Source organism: Enterococcus sp. 12C11_DIV0727, from assembly GCF_002148425.2.
Lineage (GTDB): Bacteria > Bacillota > Bacilli > Lactobacillales > Enterococcaceae > Enterococcus_L > Enterococcus_L lemimoniae.
This window is the reverse complement of record NZ_CP147248.1, coordinates 727454-749495: the sequence shown is the minus strand read 5'-3', so window position 1 is coordinate 749495 and position 22042 is coordinate 727454. Positions and strand designations below refer to the sequence as shown.

Genomic DNA, 22042 nt, shown 5'->3' with positions numbered 1-22042 from the left:
TGTGGTACTTTGACTGCTAAATGGAAAGAGATCAGTTATTTTTTTACAAAAAGTGACTTCAGTTTGGCGAATAGATTCCTTTTCTACTTATTTTTAGCTATAATGGAAGAGTATCTTGCCGAAATTTCTCTATTAAGTTTAGTTTGATTTTTGCATAAAAGAAGGATGTGTAGGCCATGCAGCAAAATATAATTTTAACGATACAAGATCATTTTGACCATTTGCCTGGATCTGAACAAAAAGTGGCAGAGTATATTTTGAAAAATACAAGTGAAGTTATTAATTTAAGTGCTCAAGAGTTGGCCAAAAAAGCTGGATCAAGTCCAGCAGCAATTATTCGTTTTTGCCGCTCGATCGAAGTTAGCGGTTTTACTGATTTAAAGTTACTGCTTTCAGCCAACTTGGGAGCAGTGGACACGCCAATGAATACTGAGGTTGAAGATGGTGAAACAACAGCTGCAATCAAAGAAAAGCTCCAGCATCGTTTGATTCATATCTTAGAAAGAACGAATGAGCATCTAGACGATCAAGCCATCGATGAAGCTGTTAGCGAGCTTGAGACTACTGAGATCATTTTTGTGTACGGGTTAGGGGCTTCATCGTTAGTGGCACAAGATATCTATCAAAAATTTACGCGTCTTGGGTTAAGTGTGTTTTTTACAATGGATCATCACTTATTCGCTTCTGCAATTGGAACGAATCGCTTGAAAGGGATTTTTATCGGAGTCTCAAACTCAGGTTCAAATCAAGAAACCAATGCATTGGCTGATCTTGCCATTGAAAAAGGTCTGACAGTGATCGGGTTAACTGCCAATAGTGACTCTGCATTAGCACAAAAGAGCACAATTTTATTATTGACTCCTATTGGTGGAGAAGCGCCATTAAGAAGTGCGGCAACTGTATCATTGACAGCTCAGCTCTATGTTGTGGATGTACTTTTTTTCGCTTATGCTGCTAAAAATTACGAAGAAACGTTGACGCAAATCAAGCATTCTAGAGGCGCCGTTGGCATTGTAAAAAAGGAATTGAATTGAGGATTTTAGTAAATTTAATTTGTAAATCAGAAAAAATAGACTATAAAAAGCAATAGCTGCTTTTTATAGTCTATTTTGAAGGTCATCAATACTGAGTGGAAATCCGGCGTCCATCATCAATATAATGAGTATCATTGACTGTATCGATCGTAAATTTCCCATTTTCATAGATAAGTTTTGTTACACTGCCATTTTCCAAACCAATTTGCATTGGCAAACTATCATCAATTAAGGACATTAAAAATGAAATCGTCAAACCATGAGAAACGATCATCACGTTGCCTCCGCCATCTTTCTCACGATGATGAGCAATATCTTCAAATCCGCTCCAAACTCGTTCACGAATTTTTTCATAAGGTTCCGCCCAATTTGCAGTGTCGGCCGCAATGATAGCATCCGCTAGATCTTTATAACTGATTCTATTGGTCATCATATCTTCATAGTTTTTAAACGCTAAGATTCTAGGTACAACTCCCCAAAGTTCACCATCGTATCCACCATCTAAAGAACCGAAACACCACTCGCGAATACGGCTGTCAGTGCCATATGGAATTGCTTGACCATTAGAATGCTCATGTAAAATGATTCGAGCAGTCTGCATAGCACGTCCACTGTCACTAGAGTAAGCTTCTTTGAACTCCGTATTGCTCAGACCAAGACCTAAATAGTGAATGACTTCTTCACCTTCTTTAGTCAATGGTGTATCCGACCAACCTTGTGTTCTACCAATCGTATTGAACATTGTTTTACCATGACGAATAATATATAACGTTGTAGGTTCATTCATCTCAAATTTCCTCCTTAAATTAAAAGCGCAGCAGGTTCGCTCAACTCTGACAAGAAAATAGGGAATTCCGACTGAGGTGTTCTTTACCTCATTCGGAATTTATCTTTTTCTCGAAGCGCTAGCCTGCGAAGCTAGATAACACTAAAAGCGTAGTGGGCTCGTTCAGTCTCGACTGAAAAATAGGAAAAATTAACTGTGATGTTTCTTTATCACAGTTAATTTTTATCTTTTTTTCGAGAGATTAGCCCGCGAAGCTAGATAATACATGGTAACAACATTTCGCTTCGTTACATCTTGTAATTTTCAACATCAGTTCATTTTATTCACTGTGTCTCAAAGTAAATCAACGAGTTTAAAAAGAGTTAATTAAAAAAAGGATTTGTTTTTTTCTCATGTTCGATCGTTGTTGCGTCGCCATGACCAGGATAGGCAGGGAACTCGTCTGGCAAAGTGAAAAGATAAGTAGTGATACTGTGCAACAATTGCTGCATATCTCCTGTGCGTAAATCCGTTCTACCAATACTACCTTTGAATAGCGCATCTCCTGTAACTACAAAATCATCAAAAACAAAACTAACACTTCCAATTGAATGACCAGGTGTCGGTAAAACAGAAAAGTTGATTCCGCCTAAATTATAATCAGTTAATTCAAATTCTACTTCTGCAGGTTGGACGATAATATCGGCAATATCGTTATGACGGCCAAGACCAGATAAATTGAAGATTGGGTTTGAAAGCCACTCTTGTTCAAGCGGGCTGACATACACTGGAATATTGTAAAGATGACGCAACTCTTCAACCGCACCGATGTGATCATAGTGGGTATGGGTCAGTAAAATTGCGATTGGCTTTTTACCTGTTTTTTTGATAAGTGCTGCTATTTTAGTTGCTTCATCACCAGGATCAATAATTAAAAGGTTTGTATCGTTATAAATTAAGTAACAATTTTCTTGGATCACGCCAGTTTGTATTCTTTCGATTTTCAACATAGTTTGTTGCCTCCTAGTTAATAAGATTCTTCTTCAAGTATAACGCAACTTTGACTAGAATCAAAAGGTGGAGCCATTTTTGTTTTGATTTTTAAATAAGTAGCAAAAATAGCGCTTGTTGTAAAATATACGACAGGTTTACTTTTATTTTACTATCACTCATAATGAATAAGTGTTCTATTAGTAACCTACAAAAAAGGAGTCAATAAAAATGAAGAAAATCAATCAATTTTTAACGTCTATACCGACTTTATTATCAAGTAAACTGTCTATTTTTATTTATTTATTCCTATTTTTCTACTTAGTAGTTTTTGCGGTACTGACTATGTGGATACCTATATTGAAAAATGTGCAACCTTCTGCTAATGTGCAGTTGATACTGGGAAATTATACGAATGTTTTAAGTGCTCTAGGAGCTTCTTTGGCAGCTGGAAGTGGTACGCTTATTCATCATAGCTTGACTACGTTACATAAAAAGCACGATACTATGCATGATGAATTGCAAAAGACAATTACTGAACTACATGAAAAAATCGATCGTTTGGAACAAAGAAATCAAGGAAAGGATGTACAAAAAATTCATGACGATTCTAACAAGTGAAACTGTAACGTGGCGTAAATACCAAAAGCAATTATTGGAACGACTACCAAACTACAAGGAGAATCAGTCGGTTCATCTTGTTGTACCTCCTGGTTCAGGTAAAACATACTTGGGAATCGAAATCATTCGCCAGTTGAATGAGAAAACCTTGATTTTAGTGCCATCTTTAGTACTGAAGCAGCAATGGATTAGGACAATACAAACGATATTTTTGAAAAAAACAGCTGATCGATCTGAGGTTTCTGATTCGATTGATTCATTAAAAATGAATACAGTTGAAACCTATCAGACGATTTACAGTCGATTAAAAAATGATCCAACATTTTTTAAAAGAGAAAAAATCGGTGTTTTAGTTTTAGATGAAGCACACCACTTAAAGAAGAGCTGGGGAGAAGTGTTACTTGCTTTAAAAATTGAAGCCCCTGAATTAATTACTGTTTCGTTAACAGCTACGCCGCCATATGATGCTGACTTACAAGAATGGCAGCAATATCAACTTTTAAATGGACCTATTGATGAAGAAATAGCGATTCCTCAACTAATTAAAGAGCAAGCGCTAGCGCCACACCAAGACTATCTTTATTTAGTTTCAGCACCTACAGGGATCGTTGCACGTTACGAAGAATTTATGCAAAATCAATCTGAAATCGTTGAAACAATTGCTGCAAGCACTGAGATTTCAAACTGTCTGTTGCAAAAAGACTTTATCCAAAATCCAATAGAACAAGAGGAATTTATCTATCAATTTTTTGATGTTTATTTAAGTGCTTTATTATTTTTGCATTTACATGGTTATCAATTAGAGGAGCAACATTGGCACATGTTAGGTGTGTCACGTTCGCAAGGGGAAAAATTATCCTTCCCAACACTTGAAAAAAAACATATGATTCATTTGCTGACTTATTTATACGACTGCGATCCCAAGTTATCTTTATTTACTTATTTAGAAAGTAAAGGTTGGCTAGTCCAAAATCAGTTACAATTGTTTCCAGAATTTTCAGATCGCATAGTAAACCAAGCGCCAGTTGAAAAAAAAGAAGCGATCTGTCGTATATTACTTTGTGAATATGAGAAAATGGGGCGTGAGCTTTGTGGGTTAGTTTTAACAGATTTTATAAAAAAAGAGGTTCTAGCTGGGAAAAATGGTGAGTTGGAGTACGGCTTGATCCCAATATTCGATTATCTAGTTCCTTTTTTCAGTGAAGATGTAAATTTAGCGGCAGTTTGTGGCGAATTTTTAATTATTTCAAAAGAATTTCAAACCTTATTTTCCGACATTTCAATCAAGATTACCGAGCATCCTTATTTTAGTGAATATGTTGTTGTTTATTCTAATGAACAAATGCGTTCAAAAGCTTTAACAATTGTAACAGAGTTAGTGGATCAAAAAGCGATTCAATTACTGATCGGAACTAGTAGTTTATTTGGGGAAGGTTGGAACTGTCCTGCAATCAATACGGTTGTTTTAGCAAATCACTCTACTTCATTTACTCAAACTCAGCAATTAAGAGGGCGTGGCTTACGAATGCATAAGAAAGGAAAAACAACGAATATCTGGCATTTAGCAGTTGTCCTACCTGGACTAGACTTTTCTAAGCAAATAGACCTTAACCGAATCATGAAGCGTATGGGATACATCTGTGGGTTAACTTTTGAGACACAGCCGGTTATTGAAAGTGGTGTAGAACGTTTCGACTTAATAAGTGTTAGTTCCGGAAAAGAAATTGCGGTCTACAACCAAGAGATGCTGTATTGGTGCAATGAAAGAGAACAGTTGGAACAACGTTGGAAGCAAGGGTTAGAAAAAGGGAATCATTTGACAATGCCTTTAATCATTAGAAAACAAGCTGAAGATAAACCTACCACACCTTTGTTAGTCGTTAAGCCGCAAGCGGCTAAATATTTTGATAAAGGGCGACTTTATTCAGGGATAGGAATTGCTGTTTTGTCAATTGCTGGCATTTTCTCTATGATTGCGGATCCTATTTTGGGCGGTATGATTTTTGGTGTGGATGGATTAGCAATTTTAGCGACTTTCAATAGAGAAAAAGTTTTGGAAACCTATCAAGTGTATGTCGGAAAAAAGGAGTGGCAAAAAGAAGTCAATCACATTCGTCATCTGGTACTCAGTATAACTGAAACATTTGTGGAGCTTGGCATATTTGAGTCAGATGCTTTAAAAAGAATCACAATCAATGTTTCAACTAGTGAATGTACATGTTATTTTACTCAAGCAAACTACCAAGAAGAACGACTTTTTCATACTACAATGAAGGAAGTTCTTTCACCAATAGAGAATCCGCGCTACTTTATTTATTTAAAAAACTCTGAGATTCTAAGTGTACCAGAGATATTTGGTCGAAATAAAAAGACGGCTATGATCTATCAATGTGCAATCAACCACTATTTTTCAGGTAAAAGTAACTTGATCTACTCTAGAACTCTAGAGGGAAGAAAAAAACTTGTCCAAGCTAAGCTTGTTAAGCACACATTGTATAGAAACTCTCTTCCAAAAGAAGTCATCCAAAAAAACATTTGGATCTAAAAAAGTTCTCTTTAAAGACTTAAACAAAATGCTTCATTCATTTTGTTTAAGTTTTTTTGGTTTAATGTTCGTGTTTTGGATATTTCGCGCGATTTTTTAATCTTTTGATAAAAAAATATAGAATAAAAACGAATTATTGTATATAATACTCTTTGTATCGTTATGAAGGGAGTCCTTAGTTTGTTTAATTTTGTTGTAAAAGGAACTGCATTTTCAAGTGTTGATCCAAAAAATGTTAAAACATTAGAAAACTGCTTATTTTGTATTTCAGAATCAGGTGTGATCGGCAAGATTATTGCACCAGAATCAGAAGAATATGATCAGATTATTGAAGAGTATTCGGCAAAAAATAAATTTCAAGAATTGGCACCAGATCAATTTATCCTACCCGGATTTATCGATCTTCACATTCATGCTCCACAATGGGCACAAGCCGGTACGGCGCTTGATTTACCATTATATGACTGGCTCAACACGTATACCTTTCCGTTAGAAGCAAAATTTGCTGATAGTGACTTTGCAGAAACCGTCTATTCGGATTTAGTGACAAAGTTGATCAAAAATGGAACAACAACTGCTTTGTATTTTGCCACGGTTCATCGTGAAGCAAGTCGACGCTTGGCAGAAATTTGCAGCGAAAAAGGTCAAAGAGGCTTAGTGGGGAAAGTTGTGATGGACGATCTAGAACAGAATCCTGCTTACTATCGAGATGCAACAACGGCGGTAGCACTTGAAGAAACGGAATTATTTATTCAAGAAGTATTAGAATTAAATAAAAATACGCCACAAGGAGTATATCCAGTTGTCACTCCTCGATTTATTCCAAGTTGTACTGATGACTCTTTAAAAGGATTAGGTGCTTTAGCCGCTAAATATAATGTTCACATTCAATCACATTGTAGTGAGAGCGATTGGGCGCATACTTTTGTGCAAGAGCGTTTTGGAAAAAATGACGCATTTGCTTTAAATGATTTTGGGTTAATGACAGAAAAATCAGTGATGGCTCATTGTGGCTTCCTTTCCGATGAAGATATGAAGTTATTTGCTGAGAAAGGGACGGCAGTGGCTCATTGTCCGATTTCCAATGCATATTTTGGTAATGCCGTTACCCCAATTGCTAAACTATTGCATGAACATCGAGTAGAAGTAGGTCTAGGAAGTGATATTTCTGGCGGGTTTTCTCCAAGTTTATTTGATAATATTCGACAAGCAGTAATGTCTTCTAGAATGTTAGAAGATGGGGTAGATAACAATTGTTGTAGTGAAAAACGTGGGGTTTCTGGTTCAAGCATTACCTTGAATGAAGCTTTTTATCTCGCAACTGCCGGTGGTGGTGAATCATTAAGTCTACCAATTGGAAAAATTGCTGTCGACTATGCTTGGGATATTCAAATTATTGATAGTAAAGAGTTGCCTATTTTTTCGGAAGAAGAACCTTTAATGGCTATTTTTCAAAAAATTCTGTATTTATCTCGACCTGAAAATATTGATGAAGTTTGGATTCAAGGAAGAAAAGTTCATGATAAAAATAAAAAAGAGCTAGAGGTGTGAAAAGTAAAATGACAGAAAATCAAGTGAAAACATCAAAATTAACCGTAGGACCCAATGATGATCTATCGATTGGACAGTCAGCACTTTTAGGGATCCAACATGTTTTAGCAATGGATGTCTATGTTGTGCCATTTATTATTGCATCGATTATTGGTTTGCCAACTAAAGAATCATCAGCACTTATTCAGGCTACTTTCATTGCTGCAGGGATTGCAACGATCATTCAATCTTACTTTTGTATGAAACTGCCAGTAGCACAAGGACCGTCTTTTATTCCAATTGGCGCTATTGCAGGGATTTATTTTGCAAATAATCAAGACGGAAGCGGCTGGGGGACTGTTTTAGGGGCTAGCTTGATTGGGGCCGTCTTAGTCATTATTTTAGGATTAACAGGTATTTTTAATCGCTTGATCAAAGCTTTTGTACCGCCCATCGTCGGTGGCACTATTATTTTTATTGTCGGCTTATCATTAATGCCAGTAGCGTTGAATGATAATGTTTTCATGGCATCTGGAGATTTAGGTCAAAATATTTTATTGGCAGTGATTGCAGCTGTTTCACTTGTGCTGTTTGCGATGATCGGATCGCAATTTCCTGGGAAAGGACGGATTTTCCGAATATCTTCTGTGATTTTAGCTTTGGTTATTGGCTGTATAGCAGCACAGTTTATGGGAATCCTTGATTTATCTCAAGTTAAGAATGCACCGCTACTTAGTGTTCCTCAAGTGCCGTTTGTAGATTTTCACTTTTCATTTGATTTGTCTTCAATTTTGACGATGATGATTATTTATGTTGTATTAATGGCTGAAACGACAGGAACCTGGTTTGCGGTCAGCAATGTTTGTGAAGAACCTTTAACAGATGAAAATATCAATCGAGGAGTGGTCGGAGAAGGAATCGGCTGCCTGATCTCATCCATGTTGGGAACAACACCAGTAACAGGCTATTCTACGAATGCTGGGATTATTTCGATTACAGGAGTTGCAAGTAAAAAAGTATTTGTAGCGGCTGGCGCATGGTTTATCGTATTTGGTTTATCTGGAAAGTTATCGACGTTGATTTCTTCAATCCCTGCGCCTGTGATTGGTGGTGTTTTTGTGATTGTTTGTGGAATCATTTCGATTAGTGGGATGAAAGTTATCAAGGAAGTTGAAATCAACGAGAAAGCCATGTATGTGATTGCGATTCCAATGATCTTAACATTGGCGTTGACCTTGATTCCTAAAGAATTTATTCAATCACTCCCATCATTTTTACAATATCTATTTGGTTCATCAGTTGCAACAGCATCGATTGCCGCAATTCTTTTAAATCGTCTTTTACCTGAAGAAAAAAATGAAGAACAAATAACCAAACAGAAAGAAATAAAGGCCGTCTAAAAAAGACGGAAATCTATTTTGAATCAAAACACGAATAATACCCTTTTAGTTTATGTGTTTTTCGGCATTTACCTTTGACATTTACAAATGGATGGTGTAAATTGACAGAGGTGCTTGAAAATGCGAACTATTAATGGTTTGATGTTCGTGTTTTTGCGTGTTTTTATTAGAACCTATTAGGAGGCAATACAGTATGAAAGTTTTTGATTACGAAGATGTCCAGTTGATCCCAAATAAGTGTATCGTGAACAGTCGTTCAGAATGTGATACAGTTGTAAAATTAGGGAAACATACCTTTAAAATGCCAGTGGTACCTGCGAATATGCAGACGATCATTGATGATGAAATTGCAGAATTTTTAGCTAAAAATAATTATTTTTATATTATGCATCGTTTCGATGAAAATGCACGTATTCCATTTATCGAAAAAATGAATGCCAAAGGCTTGATCACATCTATCAGTGTTGGTGTAAAGGAAGCTGAGTATGGGTTTGTAGAAGAATTAGCTAAACGTAATTTGGTTCCTGATTATGTAACGATCGATATTGCACATGGTCATTCAAATGCCGTAATCAATATGATTCAGCATTTGAAAAAACATTTACCAGAAACATTCGTTATCGCTGGTAATGTGGGAACACCTGAAGCGGTTCGTGAACTAGAAAATGCAGGAGCCGATGCAACAAAAGTCGGCATTGGTCCTGGTAAAGTTTGTATCACTAAAATCAAGACAGGATTTGGAACTGGCGGCTGGCAATTAGCAGCACTACGTTGGTGTGCAAAAGCAGCTAGAAAACCAATTATTGCTGATGGCGGGATTCGTACGCCAGGTGATGTAGCAAAATCAGTACGCTTTGGCGCAACGATGGTGATGATTGGCTCATTATTTGCAGGTCATGAGGAATCACCGGGTGAAACAAAAGTAGAAAACGGGATTGTTTATAAAGAATACTTCGGTAGTGCTTCTGAATTTCAAAAGGGTGAAAAGAAAAATGTTGAAGGAAAGAAAATCTGGATCCAACATAAAGGTAGTTTGGCGGATACGCTAGTAGAAATGCAGCAAGATTTACAATCTTCCATTTCTTATGCTGGTGGCCGTGATCTTGAAGCGATTCGTAAAGTAGACTATGTGATCGTTAAAAATTCAATATTTAATGGTGATACAATTTAATCAAAGAGACAAGGGGCTTCTCTTCCTTTGATCACCAAGGATTGCGTACCATCAACTCAGCAATTAGTTGTTAGAGTTTGCAATAAAAAAGGAGCGTATTTTACGCTTCTTTTTTATTTTGATTATTTTTACTTTACCTGTCGTAGTAATCGTGCTATGATAATTACAACGACAGACGTAGTACATCAGATGCAGTAATCGGAGGTGATTCAATGATCGGAAGTGATGCAATCAGAGGCTATAACGATACATTTATTTTGTCTGTATTGCAGGAAGGTGATTCATACGGTTATGCCATTTCTAAAAGAATCACGGAAATTTCTGAGAATAACTATTCAATTAAAGAAACGACATTGTATTCAGCCTTTAATCGTTTAGAAAAAAATGGATTTATAGCCTCTTTTCCAGGTCAAATCACACATGGGAAAAAAAGAACATACTATAAAATCACAACATCTGGACAAACCTATTTAGAGGAAAAGATAGCAGAGTGGACACTTACAAAAAAAGTCGTTGAACGCTTCATCAAGGAGGAAAAGTAATGAAAACGATCAGGGATTATATTGACAGTTTATTTTTGGGAGTAGTAGAAACAAGTCAAACGAAACAATTGAAGGAAGATCTATTAGCTAGTGCCGAAGACCGATATGAAGATTTGAAGGGTCAAGGAAAATCCGAGAACGAAGCAATCGGAGGCGTGATTGCAGAATTTGGTTCAATCGATGAACTATTGGAAGAAATGAATATTAAACAAGAATTCATTGATGAGAAGGGCTACGAATTAAATGAAATCACTCTTGACGAATCAGTTGATTTTCTTAAAGTGTATCACAGAGCTGCGACAATGATCGGTTTAGGTGTGATGATTATTATGTTAGGAGTGGCTGCCTTTTTTGCTAACATGGAAATATATGGTGGAGAGATTACAGAGAGTTTTGGGCTGCTGTTTATTTTCTTAGGAGCAGCGATTGGCGTTCCACTATTTATTATTGCAGGAACGACTATTGCAAATACAAGTAAAAAATTAGATGATCGTTTGATTCCAATTCAAGTAAAAAACGAAATGAAAAAGAGAAAAGAAGTATTTCAGCGTTCATTTATTTTCTGTATGGTTGCTGGGGTGGTGTTGTGTATTTTATCGGTAATACCTGTTATCTTTTTTGCAACATTATATGAATATGAGTTTTTTGGCATTGCTTGTCTCTTAGTTTTTGCATCTTTTGGTGTTTTCTTTTTCATTTTTGGAGGGGTTATCATGGGAAGTTTCACTAAAATGCTAGAACAAACCTATTTTATTTCAGATGATGGAAAGCCAGGTCCTAAAGCAATAGCAGAACGAAATAGCAGAAGACCTGCATGGTTTGAAACGCTGGAAAAAATCTACTGGCCGATTATTGTAGGAATCTTTGTATGTCAGGGGTTACTATTAGGAAATTGGGGAATAAACTGGGTGATTTTCCCAGTTTCAGGAATCATCTTTTGGGTGCTTGAAAGCATTTTTACTAATGATAAATAGTAAAACTTCGCTTAAGTTGGTTATTTTACCAAATTAGGCGAAGTTTTTTGTTTGGTTCTCTAAAATGATTGCCTTGTAAAAATGACGTCCATTGCTTTTTTCAATGGGAAATAAGCGAGCGTTACTATCACAATTGTCGTAGCTACATTAATAAATGTTGCAGGTAATTTTGATAGGGCGCTTGCAAAAGCCACATTAACATCAGCACCAGCTAAAAGGCCCATCACAGTATTCTTAATTTGAGTCATAATAATTTTAGCAATGCCAGTTACTGTAGCTACTACAATAATTTTCCAAATCGTATCAATATTTTGATGGAAAAGCAAAATAATCAAAGCAGCGGCACCACCAACGATAAAGCTTTCTAAAATAAAGTAAGGTGCTTCAGCGGCAAAGCCATTTAAAACATCAAAAATTGCAAAACCTAAGCCACCAGCTAAAGCGCCTTTTTTATAACCAATCAAAAGAACAGCTAACAATAAAACAGAATTGCCTAAATGAGCAAATGCGCCAGTAGGCATAGGGATTTTAATCATTGTACCAAGAACGGTTAAGGCTGCAAATAAACCACCTAGCACAATAGACGTTGTTGAACTTTGTTTATTCATTGGATCACTCCTTAATTTTTGGTCATTCTGTTGGATGCATGATTGTACGCGCCATGCCAGACATGCCCAAGAAATGGATTGATTTTTTGTCCATTTTTAATTGCTGCAGCTACGAATTTTTTAGCTAAGGCAACGGCTTCAACAACTGAATAACCTTTGGCAAGACCAGCAGTTACTGCAGCAGCGAACGTACATCCTGCTCCGTGATTATAATCAGTTGAAAATAGTTCACTTTCAAAAATAGTAAAATCAGTTCCATCATAAAAAAGGTCGACTGCCTTATCCGTTTTTAAGCGGTGGCCACCTTTGATGACAACATTTTTTGGTCCTAAATCAAGAATCTTTTTAGCTGCTTCTTTCATTTGGTCGATAGAAGTCAAATCACCCATTCCAGATAAAATCCCTGCTTCAACTAAATTAGGCGTGGTAACAGTTGCTTTTGGTAAAAGTAAACGAGTCATCGCTGCCACATTTTCTGGTTGTAATAATTCACTAGTCCCTTTACAAGCCATAACTGGATCGATCACAATATTATCCATGGCAAATTTATCAATATAAGTGCGAGTGATTTCGATTGCTTCGATTGTTCCAAGCATCCCTGTTTTCATCGTATCAAGAGCGCCGCCCGCAAAAATAGTTTTCAATTGCTTTTCTACTAAATCAGGCTCGATTGGTGTTACTAAATGACTCCACCCTTCATCAGGATCCATGGTTACAATGCTAGTTAAAGCTGAAAAACCAAAAGTTCCATACTCCTCAAACGTTTTTAAATCCGCTTGAATTCCTGCACCGCCGCTAGAATCAGAACCAGCAACTGTTAATACTTTTTTGATCATCCTTCAACCTCTATTCAGAAAATATTTTGATATACGTATTGTAAAACAAACATCAGTTGACAAAAACAGCCAATTGGGTTATTTTCAGGTCATCCAATTACTGCGAAACACAAAGAACGAAGTGATTTGATGTTGAGCAGTACAAGACGACCAAAGGGAGAGTTGATCCATGCTCTTATCTCTTATCAAATCTCGCTAATCAGCCAAAAGTAATCTATTAGTTTGAAACACAAAGAACGAAGTGATTTGATGTTGAGCAGTACAAGACGACCAAAGGGAGAGTTGATCCTTTAAACCACCAAACAAAAAAACAGGAGGCAAAAGCATGTGGTCACTAAAAAAAGAAAAAGGCGTACCAGTCTACGTAAGTATTATCGAACTAATTTTAACCTACATAAAAAACGGTGACCTGCTTCCAGGTGAACGTTTACCTTCAGAAAGAAAACTAGCTGCTTACTTTCAAGTCAATCGCTCTACAGTCGTTCATGCTTTAGATGAATTGGTTGCATTAGGTTGGATTCTTAGAAAGCAAGGAAGCGGTACGATTGTTAATGAAGGAAAATGGGGCATTAGTACCACGCCAAGAACGGACTGGCGTCGTTATCTAGAACAAAATGTATTTGCTAAAGTTGATCCATACACAGAACAGATCGAAAGGTTGATCAAACAGTCTGATCATGACGTTTTAGATTTGTATACAGGTGAATTACCCTTAGATCTAATTCCGAGTTTTTCATTTCCACCACTGACCTGGAAACATTTTTTAGAAGAAGAACAACAAGATGATTTAGGCTATTATCCTTTGCGACAAGCAATTAGTAATGAAACGGAAAAGGAATATGGCTTTTCTCTTTCTCCAGAAAGTCTTTTGATTACTTCTGGTGCACAACAAGCGTTATTCTTGATTTTGCAAGTACTGCTGCAATCGGGTGACAGCGTTGCGATCGAAGACCCATCTTTTCTTTATGCGCTTCCCATTTTTCAAGCAGCCGGGATCCGTCTTTACGGAGTGAATATGGATCAAGAAGGTATTGATTTGTTCTCTTTAGAAAAAGTGATTCGTCAACATCGCGTCAAAATGGTTATGGTCAATCCGTCATTTCAGAATCCTACAGGTAAAACAATGTCGATGAAACGTAGAAAAGCACTTGTAGAACTTTGTCAAAACTACCAAATACCGATTTTAGAAGATGATGTTTTTGCTAAATTAAATTTCGTTCCCTCAGATAAAATTCAGCCGTTAAAAAAATTAGATCCAGAAAATGTGCTCTATATCGGGTCGCTTTCAAAAATTCTTGGTTCGACAACCAAGATTGGCTGGTTAAGTGCACCAACTTCTGTTAATCAACAGCTAGCTGAGGCTAGAAAAATGATGGATTTTTCATTAAGTATCTTTCCACAGTTATTAGCAAATTTAGCGCTAACTGATGAAAATTTTCCAATGAAGGTTTCGTCTCTGAAACAAAAGTTAGAACAAAGAGGAAAAGCTGTATTTCAACTACTAGATCAATTATCAGAATGGGAAGTCACGATGCCAGAGGGTGGTTTTTATATTTGGGCAAAATGGAAGCAGGGGAAACTACAACAAAAAGACTGGGCTGTTTTTTTACAAGAAGGACTATTGATTGCACCTAGTTTCTTTTTTAGTGAAAATCAAGATAGTATCCGGATCAATTTTTCTAGAGTAGATGAAATAAATTTCCCACTATTTGAAACGAAATTACGAGAGATAACTAAAAAAATGAGTATGGACTCAAACAGACTATGATAAAATAGAAAAAAAGGAGGGATTCGCTCTTATGAATCAAACGATTGAATTATTACAAAATCGCCGCAGTTATCGTGATTTTGACGGAAATTATGTTATACCTCAAGCTCAATTACAAGCAATATTAGATGCGGCAAGACAGGCACCTAGTTGGATGAATGGTCAATTTTACAGTATTATCGTACTTCAAGACAAGCAAATCCGTGAACAGTTAGTAGAATGGAATCCTGGCAATCCTCAGATCAAAAAAAGTTCGGTTTTTTTACTTTTTATTGGAGATCTCCATCGTTCGAAGATGGTCAGTGAAGCGTATGATAGCACTTACCCAATAAATGAAAGTATCGAACCAGTTATCTTAGCCACAACAGATGCCGCCTTAGCACTTGAAAATGCAGTTATTGCTGCTGAAAGCTTTGGGTTAGGATCTGTCGTCGTCGGAAGTATTCGCAAACATGGAAAAGAAATTAGCAGATTACTAGAACTACCGGAACATACATTTCCACTATTTGGGTTAAGTATTGGACAACCAATCGTAGAAATGCAGGTCAAACCACGCTTACCAGAGACAACTGTCATTCATTATAATAAGTACCAACCATATGTGTATCAATTGATTGAAGAATACGATCAAACGATGGAAAACTTTGCAGAAGCACGAGAAACCAAACGCTGGAGTCAAAAAATTTCCGATTTCTTTGCTACTGAACCTTCAATGCTTACAGATCAACTCTTGCAAATTAAAGGCTTGTTAAAGTAATTACCAGAAGGAGTGCTTTTTAGGCATTGCTTTCCTCAAAAGCGCTAGAATGATATACTTACTAGTGGGTAAGAAAACAAATGATAAAAGAGGTGCTGATATGTCTTGGGAACAAGTCTATGAACAGTGGATAAATGAAGAAAATATACCAGAAAATCTAAAAAAAGAATTGAAAGATTTAAAAGAAGATCCTGAAAAATGTCAAGATGCTTTTTATGCACCATTAGAGTTTGGCACGGCAGGGATGCGCGGCATTTTAGGTGTAGGGATCAACCGAATGAATATTTTTACGATCCGTCAAGCAACTGAAGGGTTAGCCCGTTTTATGGATGCTGAAGGAATGGAAACGAAAAGACGGGGAGTGGCGATTGCTTATGATTCACGCCACATGTCACCAGAATTTGCAATGGAAGCTGCTAAAACATTAGCAAACCATGATATTCCGGCTTTTGTTTTTGAAAGTTTACGACCAACACCTGAGTTGTCTTTTGCTGTTCGTCATCTCAATGCATTCTCTGGGATCATGATCACGGCCTCTCACAATCCGGCTGCTTATAATGGTTATAAAGTTTATGGTGCAGATGGGGGACAAATGCCGCCCGCTGATGCTGATGCATTAACAAAGTATGTTCGCGAAGTCGAAAATCCATTAAAAGTTGACGTTTTAGCTGAAGACAAGGCAAAAGAGCGTGACTTAATTTCAATCATTGGGGAAGAAGTCGATACTGCTTACTTGAAAGAGATCAAAAACGTTACGATCAACCAAGAATTAATCAATGAGATGGGGAAAGAATTGAAACTGGTTTATACCCCTTTACACGGTACAGGTAAAATGTTGGGTGAAAAAGCATTAAAGCAAGCTGGTTTTGAAAAATTTGTACTTGTTCCGGAACAAGCAATCGCTGATCCAGATTTTACAACAGTCAAATCACCAAATCCAGAAGAACATTCTGCTTTTGAATATGCTATTCGTTTAGGTGAAAAAGAAGATGCTGATTTATTGATTGCAACTGATCCAGATGCGGATCGCTTAGGCGCAGCAGTTCGGTTACCGAATGGTTCTTATCAAGTTTTAACAGGGAACCAATTAGGTTCGATTATGATTCAATACATTTTAGAAGCACACAAACAAGCAGGTACGCTACCAGAAAATGCCGTTGTCTTAAAATCAATTGTCTCTAGTGAATTAGCTACAGCAATTACAGCAAAATACAACACTAAAATGGTTGATGTTTTAACAGGATTTAAATTTATTGCGGAAAAAATCGAGCAATATGAAGCCGATCATTCTCAAACATTCATGTTTGGTTTTGAAGAAAGTTACGGGTATTTAGTAAAATCGTTTGTTCGTGATAAAGATGCCATTCAAGCCCTGGTTTTATTGGCAGAAGTTGCGGCGTTCTACAAGAAACAAGGAAAAACACTTTATGATGGATTACAAGATATCTTTAAAGAATATGGCTATTTTGAAGAAAAAACAATTTCAGTTACATTGAGTGGCATCGAAGGCAGCGAAAAAATCAAAGCTTTGATGAAAAGATTCCGCGAAGAAGCACCTACTGCGTTTGCAGATATCAAAGTAACTCAAACAGAAGATTTTAAAGAACTAACGAGAACCTTTGCGGATGGTAAAGTCGAATCCTTAACAACGCCACCTTCAGATGTGCTAAAATATTTCTTGGAAGATGGTAGTTGGATTGCCATTCGTCCATCAGGAACGGAACCTAAGATTAAGTTTTATTTAGCTACTAAAGCTGCTTCACAATTAGAAGTAGATCAAAAAATCAAGAATTTTGAGCAAGCAGTCAATGATATAACCAAATAAAATGATTTGGACTGAAAAACTGGAAATCAGTATTACTTCAGTCCTTTCATTTGTAAATTTATAAGGAGTGATGGATATGAACATTGGATTTATTGGAGCAGGTCACATGGGTAGTGCGATGATCGAAGGTTTGCTAAAAGCCAAAACAGTAGCGCCAGAAAACTTATTCGTAAAAGGCGGTTCAAGCGGAACTGCTGAAGCACTTCAAGAAAAACTCGGGTTTCAATTGATCAAAGACTATGATGAATTGAAAGCGTGTAAGGTGATTTTTATTGCAACCGGAGCTAGAATTGTCTTAGAAATTTTAAAACAAGCAGCACCATTTATGGCCAAAGATACCATTCTTATTTCAGTAGCTACAGGTCATACAGTGGCAGAAGCTCAAGCTGTGTTAGGTGAAACAATCCATGTTGTTCATGCGATTCCCAACACACCAGTGAGTGTCAATGCAGGAATGATCGGTGCTGTTTTTGCGGATATGCCAGCTCCAACAAAAGCTGAGGCCGTTCGTGTACTAGAGTCTTTGGGGAAAGTTGAAGAAGTTAGCGAAGTTATTTTAGGTACGTTTGGAACAGTTGCCGGATGTAGCCCAGCTTTTGTGGATATCTTTATGGAAGCCTTAGCGGACGGCGCTGTTTTGGAAGGAATGCCTCGTGAACTTTCTTATGAAGTCATTGCTCAGATGATGCTTGGCTCTGCGAAATTAGCATTAGAAACTAAAAAGCATCCTGGTGAATTAAAAGATGGTGTAACCTCTCCTGGCGGTAGTACGATCAAAGGCGTTACAGCTTTAGAAAAGAATGGATTTAGATACGCCGTGATTGATGCGGTTAAACAAGCAAATAATTAACAAGAACAATTGAAAAGGCAAGTAGGGCGTTGTTTTGTCCTACCTGTTTTTTTGATTCCGCTTAAAAGAATGAAATATAGCCTCTTTTGAAAAAAGTTTGCTATAATAGTCAAGAGGAAAAAAGGAAAGGGAGCTCAGCGATGAAAGAAATAGATGAGATTCAAAAAGTAAGTCAGTTATATAAAGTGTTGAGTGATCCAACGAGATTGCGGCTTTTACTTTTGTTAAAGCAAGGAGAGTTGAACGTAACAGCAATTGCAGAGCAACTTTCGATGGAACAATCGGCGGTTTCTCATCAACTAAAATTATTACGCGATAGCCATGTAGTGAGATCAAGACGTGAGGGGAAAACAATTTATTATACATTGGATGACCATCATGTTATCGACATTCTTAATCAAACATTTGAACATATCAAACATCAGTAATCTATCTTTTTCTATGATTCCTTCGGGAAATTCACAGAAAAGGGTAGTTTTTTTTTCGGCATTTCGTTATACTAGAGACATGTTTTATTAGAAGAAAATGAAATGTTTCTAATTTTATAGTTGGAGGAAGAAGAATGAAGGAAAAACTGAAAATTGGTTTACTTGGACTGGGGACTGTGGGATCTGGTGTACCAACCATTTTACAAGAACATCAAGAAAAAATTTCTCAAGTAACAGGGATGGAAATTGCTATTTCAAAAGCGTTAGTACGAGACGAAGAAGAAAAAAGACGTCAGGCTGAGAAATTCGATATTCAACTCACGACAAATATTGAGGATATTATCAATGATGATGAAATCAAGATCATTGTTGAATTAATCGGCAAAGTAGAACCAGCAAAAACCTTCATTACCAAAGCACTAGAAAATGGCAAACATATCGTAACAGCAAATAAAGATTTATTGGCGCAACATGGTAGTGAGCTTGTGGCATTAGCACAAAAAAATCATTGTGATTTGTATTATGAAGCGAGCGTGGCAGGCGGCATTCCGATTTTACGTACGATTGCGAATAGTTTAGCCGCTGATAATATCCAAAAAGTTTTAGGCATCGTAAATGGTACGACCAACTATATGCTGACACAAATGGTTTCAGCAAAAAAATCATACGACCAAGCGTTAAAAGAAGCGCAAGAATTAGGCTTTGCTGAATCTGATCCAACGAATGATGTCGATGGGATCGATGCGGCCTATAAAATGGTTATTTTAAGTCAATTTGCTTTTGGAATGAATATTAGATTGGATCAAGTCGATACACGTGGAATTCGCGGATTATCGTTAGATGACGTTGCAATGGCTGCCGAGTTAGGATACGAAGTGAAACTAATTGGTTCTTCTGAAAATCAAGAAGGAAGTATTGCTGTTGAAGTAGGACCGATGTTAGTGGCTAAATCGCATCCGATTGCTTCTGTTCGCAATGAGTTTAATGCCGTCTTTATTGAAAGCTCAGGTGTTGGTGAATCAATGTATTACGGACCGGGAGCTGGCGCTAAACCTACTGCTACCAGTGTGGTGAGTGATATTATTACGATCGCTAAAAATATCCGTCTAGGAACAACTGGACATATGTTCAATTCCTATCAACACGATACTAAAATCGCCGCAGATGATACGATTTCTGGGAAGTATTATTTCTCGATCGAAGTACCAGATCGTCGTGGTCAAATTTTGAAGTTGACACAAATTATGACGGAGGCCAATGTTAGCTTCGATCAATTAGTTCAGCAAAAATCTGACGGAACTAGAGCAAGAATCGTTGCAATCACTCATACCATTACGAAAGAACAAATGAAACAAGTGACGAAAGAAATCGAATCCACTGAAGAATTCGAACTATTAAATACATTTAAAGTATTGGAGGACTAAAGATGTACGAAGGACTATTAAAACAATATAAGGAATATTTACCAATTACAGATAAAACACCCATGATTTCTCTAGCTGAAGGAAATACACCATTGATTCCTTTGCACAGTTTATCAAAAGAATTAGGAATCAATCTATACGGAAAATATGAAGGGTTGAATCCAACCGGTTCCTTTAAAGACCGCGGCATGGTCATGGCCGTAGCTAAAGCTGTTGAAGAAGGGGCTAAAGCAATCGTTTGTGCTTCTACTGGGAATACAAGTGCTGCTGCTGCCGCTTATGCTACAAGAGCCGGTGTTAAAGCATATGTGGTTATTCCAGATGGGAAAATCGCAATGGGTAAATTAGCTCAAGCCATCGTTTATGGCGCAGATATTATTTCGATTCCAGGAAACTTTGATGAAGCTTTAAAAGCTGTACGAGATATTGCCAAAACAGAAGCAGTTGCTCTTGTGAATTCTGTTAATCCATATCGTTTAGAAGGTCAAAAAACGGCTGCTTTTGAAGTTTGTGAACAACTGGGACAAGCACCAGACGTTTTAGCAATCCCTGTTGGAAATGCTGGAAATATTTCAGCTTATTGGAAAGGGTTTAAGGAATGGCATGATAAAAAAGGGACTCTTTTACCTAGAATGCACGGTTTTGAAGCAGAAGGCGCTGCAGCAATCGTAAAAGGAGAAGTGATTGAGCAACCTGAGACAATTGCAACAGCTATTCGTATTGGTAATCCAGCTAGCTGGAAATTAGCAGAAGCTGCACGTGATGAATCTAATGGTTATATCGATTCTGTAACAGACGAAGAAATTTTGAATGCTTATCGTAAAGTTGCTGCGCAAGATGGGGTATTCGTTGAACCTGGATCTGCAGCTTCATTAGCTGGTGTGATCCAACATGTGAGAAGCGGGAAAATCAAACCTGGTGAAACAGTAGTAACAGTTTTCACGGGAAATGGTCTGAAAGATCCTGATACAGCTATCAATGCAACAGACGTAAAAATTTCTAAAATGAGTGATTTAGAAGAAATGCGGATGCATTTACGTAATGGAGTGTCAGAATTATGAAAATAAGAATTCCCGCAACCAGTGCAAATCTAGGTCCGGGTTTTGACTCATGTGGTATTGCGTTGTCGCAATACCTGAATATCGAAGTGGTCAAAAATGCTGAAGAATGGAAAATCATCCATTCTTTAGGTGCGGATATTCCAAGTGATAAAACGAATCTATTGATTCAAACCGCATTGAAAATAGCACCTGACCTTTCACCTAAAGTTTTGAAGATGACATCCGATATTCCTTTAGCTAGAGGGTTAGGCAGTAGCTCTAGTGTGATAGTCGGCGGTATTGAGCTTGCTAATCGCTTAGGTAATTTGAACTTATCTCAAAAAGATAAAGTACAAATAGCGACGGAGATGGAAGGTCACCCAGATAATGTTGCTCCCGCCATTTGCGGCGATTTTGTTGTAGCTAGTTATGTTGATGGTGAAGTTTACTCTGTTAAACATCACTTCCCAATGTGTGATGTGATTGCTTATATTCCAGAAGCTCACTTATTGACCTCTGAAAGCCGTAGCGTATTGCCAGCTTCAATTCCATATAAAGAAGCGGTCCAAGCAAGTTCAATCGCAAATGTGATGATTGCGGCGATTTTAAATGGCAACTTGCCCTTAGCTGGTTTAATGATGGAAAAAGACCGGTGGCATGAATCATATCGCAAAAAATTAGTGCCACATTTGGAGCAAATCCGGGATCTTAGTCACAAGGTTGGAGCTTACGGCGCATTTCTAAGTGGAGCAGGACCGACTGTTTTAGTGATCTCGCCAGAAGAAAAAACAACTCAAATGGTTCGAGAGTTGGAAAAATTACCTCATTCGGCTGCTATCAATGTACTATCGATAGACCAAGAAGGAATTCAAGTATTTTAAATTAAAAAAGAGCATGATTGAGGGCGAAAAATAACCTTCAATCATGCTCTTC

The 22042-nt window shown here is 37.2% G+C and carries 20 protein-coding genes; 16 read left to right on the top strand and 4 right to left on the bottom strand.

The window, feature by feature from the left end; genetic code table 11:
- The first annotated feature begins 176 nt into the window (after window positions 1–176).
- The gene (locus tag A5866_RS03670; RefSeq protein WP_086279276.1) at window positions 177–1034 is read left to right on the top strand and encodes a MurR/RpiR family transcriptional regulator; all 858 of its coding nucleotides are present in this window, start codon (window positions 177–179) and stop codon (window positions 1032–1034) included.
- Between the two features lie 85 nt (window positions 1035–1119).
- Here A5866_RS03670 and A5866_RS03665 read toward each other — a convergent pair whose 3' ends face one another.
- On the bottom strand, window positions 1120–1821 hold the full coding sequence (locus tag A5866_RS03665; protein WP_086279277.1) for a histidine phosphatase family protein: 702 nt from the start codon (window positions 1819–1821) through the stop codon (window positions 1120–1122).
- A gap of 362 nt (window positions 1822–2183) precedes the next feature.
- Window positions 2184–2810 carry an MBL fold metallo-hydrolase gene (locus A5866_RS03660; RefSeq protein WP_086444347.1) on the bottom strand — a complete coding sequence of 209 codons (627 nt, stop codon included), beginning with the start codon at window positions 2808–2810 and terminating at the stop codon, window positions 2184–2186.
- A gap of 211 nt (window positions 2811–3021) precedes the next feature.
- Between A5866_RS03660 and A5866_RS03655 the strand changes: the two genes are divergently transcribed.
- The 7 genes from A5866_RS03655 to A5866_RS03625 all read left to right on the top strand — a co-directional run bounded on the left by A5866_RS03655 (window position 3022) and on the right by A5866_RS03625 (window position 11573).
- Window positions 3022–3411: a hypothetical protein gene (locus tag A5866_RS03655; RefSeq protein ID WP_086444348.1), complete on the top strand. Its 390-nt coding sequence runs from the start codon at window positions 3022–3024 to the stop codon at window positions 3409–3411.
- Entirely contained in the window at window positions 3392–5956 is a 2565-nt protein-coding gene (locus A5866_RS03650; protein ID WP_176332557.1) for a DEAD/DEAH box helicase family protein, read from the top strand. The genes A5866_RS03655 and A5866_RS03650 overlap by 20 nt, the downstream gene beginning before the upstream one ends.
- A gap of 180 nt (window positions 5957–6136) precedes the next feature.
- On the top strand, window positions 6137–7507 hold the full coding sequence (gene guaD, locus A5866_RS03645; RefSeq protein ID WP_086444350.1) for a guanine deaminase: 1371 nt from the start codon (window positions 6137–6139) through the stop codon (window positions 7505–7507).
- Between the two features lie 8 nt (window positions 7508–7515).
- The gene (locus A5866_RS03640) at window positions 7516–8886 is read left to right on the top strand and encodes a uracil-xanthine permease family protein (protein ID WP_086445520.1); all 1371 of its coding nucleotides are present in this window, start codon (window positions 7516–7518) and stop codon (window positions 8884–8886) included.
- A gap of 193 nt (window positions 8887–9079) precedes the next feature.
- Complete coding sequence (gene guaC / locus A5866_RS03635) at window positions 9080–10057, top strand: GMP reductase (RefSeq protein ID WP_086444351.1); 978 nt, start codon at window positions 9080–9082, stop codon at window positions 10055–10057.
- 212 nt (window positions 10058–10269) lie between these two features.
- Window positions 10270–10599, top strand: a complete 330-nt coding sequence (locus A5866_RS03630) for a PadR family transcriptional regulator (RefSeq protein ID WP_086279283.1) — start codon at window positions 10270–10272, stop codon at window positions 10597–10599.
- Window positions 10599–11573: a permease prefix domain 1-containing protein gene (locus A5866_RS03625; protein ID WP_086279284.1), complete on the top strand. Its 975-nt coding sequence runs from the start codon at window positions 10599–10601 to the stop codon at window positions 11571–11573. Before A5866_RS03630 ends, A5866_RS03625 begins: the two co-directional genes overlap by 1 nt.
- A 59-nt stretch (window positions 11574–11632) precedes the next feature.
- On the opposite strand, the gene A5866_RS03620 is transcribed toward A5866_RS03625, so the two are convergent.
- Together A5866_RS03620 and thiD are read right to left on the bottom strand one after the other, a co-directional pair.
- A complete protein-coding gene (locus tag A5866_RS03620; protein WP_086444352.1) occupies window positions 11633–12181 on the bottom strand; it encodes an ECF transporter S component in 549 nt (182 codons plus the stop codon).
- Between the two features lie 11 nt (window positions 12182–12192).
- Window positions 12193–13017: a bifunctional hydroxymethylpyrimidine kinase/phosphomethylpyrimidine kinase gene (gene thiD / locus A5866_RS03615; protein WP_086444353.1), complete on the bottom strand. Its 825-nt coding sequence runs from the start codon at window positions 13015–13017 to the stop codon at window positions 12193–12195.
- A 325-nt stretch (window positions 13018–13342) separates the two neighbouring features.
- Between thiD and A5866_RS03610 the strand changes: the two genes are divergently transcribed.
- The 8 genes from A5866_RS03610 to thrB all read left to right on the top strand — a co-directional run bounded on the left by A5866_RS03610 (window position 13343) and on the right by thrB (window position 21990).
- Window positions 13343–14785: a PLP-dependent aminotransferase family protein gene (locus A5866_RS03610; RefSeq protein ID WP_086444354.1), complete on the top strand. Its 1443-nt coding sequence runs from the start codon at window positions 13343–13345 to the stop codon at window positions 14783–14785.
- Between the two features lie 31 nt (window positions 14786–14816).
- Window positions 14817–15542, top strand: coding sequence for a nitroreductase family protein (locus tag A5866_RS03605; RefSeq protein WP_086444355.1), 726 nt, complete (start codon window positions 14817–14819; stop codon window positions 15540–15542).
- A 100-nt stretch (window positions 15543–15642) separates the two neighbouring features.
- The gene (locus A5866_RS03600; protein ID WP_086444356.1) at window positions 15643–17367 is read left to right on the top strand and encodes a phospho-sugar mutase; all 1725 of its coding nucleotides are present in this window, start codon (window positions 15643–15645) and stop codon (window positions 17365–17367) included.
- A 76-nt stretch (window positions 17368–17443) separates the two neighbouring features.
- The gene (proC, locus tag A5866_RS03595) at window positions 17444–18217 is read left to right on the top strand and encodes a pyrroline-5-carboxylate reductase (protein WP_086444357.1); all 774 of its coding nucleotides are present in this window, start codon (window positions 17444–17446) and stop codon (window positions 18215–18217) included.
- A gap of 140 nt (window positions 18218–18357) precedes the next feature.
- On the top strand, window positions 18358–18645 hold the full coding sequence (locus tag A5866_RS03590; RefSeq protein WP_086279291.1) for an ArsR/SmtB family transcription factor: 288 nt from the start codon (window positions 18358–18360) through the stop codon (window positions 18643–18645).
- A 134-nt stretch (window positions 18646–18779) separates the two neighbouring features.
- Window positions 18780–20069 carry a homoserine dehydrogenase gene (locus A5866_RS03585; RefSeq protein WP_086444358.1) on the top strand — a complete coding sequence of 430 codons (1290 nt, stop codon included), beginning with the start codon at window positions 18780–18782 and terminating at the stop codon, window positions 20067–20069.
- A 2-nt stretch (window positions 20070–20071) separates the two neighbouring features.
- The gene (gene thrC, locus A5866_RS03580) at window positions 20072–21130 is read left to right on the top strand and encodes a threonine synthase (RefSeq protein ID WP_086444359.1); all 1059 of its coding nucleotides are present in this window, start codon (window positions 20072–20074) and stop codon (window positions 21128–21130) included.
- Entirely contained in the window at window positions 21127–21990 is an 864-nt protein-coding gene (thrB, locus tag A5866_RS03575) for a homoserine kinase (RefSeq protein WP_086444360.1), read from the top strand. The genes thrC and thrB overlap by 4 nt, the downstream gene beginning before the upstream one ends.
- The last annotated feature ends 52 nt before the right edge of the window (window positions 21991–22042 follow it).